At 71.7% G+C, this 1,251-nt stretch carries 2 protein-coding genes and 1 pseudogene; all 3 read right to left on the bottom strand.

The window, feature by feature from the left end; translation table 11 throughout:
• Positions 1–84: pseudogene (locus tag CCL05_RS47675) on the bottom strand (winged helix-turn-helix domain-containing protein); the annotation flags it as partial.
• Positions 85–201: 117 nt separating this feature from the next.
• Positions 202–324, bottom strand: coding sequence for a hypothetical protein (locus tag CCL05_RS47225; RefSeq protein WP_010037077.1), 123 nt, complete (start codon positions 322–324; stop codon positions 202–204).
• A 91-nt stretch (positions 325–415) separates the two neighbouring features.
• On the bottom strand, positions 416–1,234 hold the full coding sequence (locus CCL05_RS42470; RefSeq protein WP_086565839.1) for a DUF6891 domain-containing protein: 819 nt from the start codon (positions 1,232–1,234) through the stop codon (positions 416–418).
• Between the last annotated feature and the right edge of the window lie 17 nt (positions 1,235–1,251).

The following is a 1,251-nucleotide window of genomic DNA, read 5'->3' as shown; positions in this document are numbered from 1 at the left end:
GACGGCGCGCAGCCGGTGCCGGGGCCCGGTGGCCGACGGGGCATTGAAGGGGGCGGCGGTGGACAGGGAACGAGTGGTCGCCATGAGAGGTCAGCTCTTTCGCGCGAGGAGTTCGTCGGAAGGTCGACGGCCGCGAGTTCGTGGTCGGGCTCGCCGAGGACGTACGCGGTTCGCGCTGGCCGAAGGCCGGGGTGTACGGCTTTAGAGGGCCGGCGCGTTCGTCGCGCGGCAACACACCCGGTCGAAGTCGTGGTCCTGACGGGACGGCCAGAAGGGCTCGAGGTCATGGCGACCCGTCGCGGTGTGCTTCTGGTAGCTGGCCATGGGGCCATTGAAGCAGACCGGGGCCGGGTACCGGGACCCTTCTCTCACAGCGTGGACACCGGTGGGGAGGGCGGACGGCCCGCCCGGCGTCTCATCCCACCAGGCGTTTGCGCCACTCCAGGGCCGCGACATCGATCGCCTTGCCCGGGTCGCCGTCCCACTCCGCGGACAGCCCGGCCTCGGCCAGCGCCGCCACGACCTGATGTCCGACGGCCTTCGTGGTCTCCTCGGAGCCGTCGAACCCGCCGTAGTGGAGCGACAGGCCGTGGCCCTGCGCCGCGCTGCGCGTGCCCTGGTGGTGGAAGAAGACGAACCCGCGCGCTCCCGGCCTGCCGTCCGCCTCCGCGCCGATCTCCGACATGCCGCAGCCGCGGCAGCAGGTGAAGTTCTCCCGGGCGACGATGCCGTCCTCCTCCAGGGCCGCGAAAGCCCGCCCCAGCCGGTCCGGATCGGTCGGCCCGGTCCACTTCGCCTGCTCGTCGAGCCGCTCCAGCCACAGCCGCTCGACCAGCTCGCGGGCCTGCTCCTGGGAAACGGGAGGGGTCTCCTCACCGTCGTCCATCAGGTACACCGCCTCGCGGATCATCGCCTCGATGCCCAGATAGCCGTCCTGGAGCATGTCGCGGACGTATCCCTCGGCCCGCGCCGCGACCTCGGGGGCGNNNACCCGGGCCACCCACATATGGGGGACGCGGCCCGTGCGGTGCTGGAGGTCGTACGCCCCGTCCGCGTCGCGCGCCGTCTGGATGAAGACCAGCGGCCGGTCCGGTATCCGCTGCACGACGAGGAAGTGGTCGTCCTCGCCGCCGATCCGCTCCACCAGCTCCCGCAACCGCCGCGCCGAGACCCGCGCGTACGTCTGCCCGCTCTCCGTCATGACCTTGACCGGAAGTCCCCCGTCGATCTCCATGCCCCCACGATGACATG

The organism is Streptomyces africanus, from assembly GCF_002150735.1.
GTDB classification, from domain to species: domain Bacteria; phylum Actinomycetota; class Actinomycetes; order Streptomycetales; family Streptomycetaceae; genus Streptomyces; species Streptomyces africanus.
This window is presented reverse-complemented; position numbering and strand designations above follow the sequence as displayed.